The sequence below is a fragment of the Stenotrophomonas sp. A3_2 genome, assembly GCF_036624925.1.
Lineage (GTDB): Bacteria > Pseudomonadota > Gammaproteobacteria > Xanthomonadales > Xanthomonadaceae > Stenotrophomonas > Stenotrophomonas hibiscicola.
The window spans coordinates 1-492 of record NZ_JAZKVY010000310.1 but is presented as its reverse complement, the minus strand read 5'-3'; the positions used below and the strand labels follow the sequence as shown (position 1 = coordinate 492).

Here is a 492-nt window from a genome sequence, read left to right as displayed (position 1 = left end):
ATAAGGCCCAAGCATGCCCCGAAGGATGGCGGAGACGCCGAAGTCCCCTGCCCTATCCACCCCGCCGGACGAGGCCCGGACCGTGACAGTGTCCTTTCCCGTCTCGGAGCCGTTGCATATCGCCCTGAAAGTGCGCGCTGCGCAGGAGCGAACGACGGTCCGCGGCATGATGATGCAGGGTTTGAAAGCCATCGGCTTCGACGTTCCCGACGCCGATTTGGCCGACCGGCGGCCTGGCCGCTCCGGCCGGAAGGATGCTCGGACGTGAAAACCCTTGTCATCATGAACGAGAAAGGCGGTGTCGGGAAAACGACGCTCGCGATCCACGCTGCTTGGTTCTTCGGAGAGCGATACCGGACGCTGGTTCTCGACCTCGATCAGCAAGCGAACCTGACCTACACGCTGGAGGGGCATCTCTGCGGGACGGAGACGGTTCAGCTCTTCAAGGAGCAGACCCGCATCGCCCCAACCGGCCACGTCACCGTGGCGCGG

General features: G+C 64.2%; 2 protein-coding genes. Both read left to right on the top strand.

Annotated elements, in window-relative coordinates; genetic code table 11:
• The first annotated feature begins 88 nt into the window (after nucleotides 1-88).
• Nucleotides 89-268, top strand: coding sequence for a hypothetical protein (locus tag R5H29_RS14480; protein ID WP_332329351.1), 180 nt, complete (start codon nucleotides 89-91; stop codon nucleotides 266-268).
• Nucleotides 265-492, top strand: a 228-nt coding sequence (locus R5H29_RS14475) for a ParA family protein (protein WP_332329350.1), incomplete at its 3' end; no start/stop codon positions are given. The genes R5H29_RS14480 and R5H29_RS14475, both read left to right, overlap by 4 nt.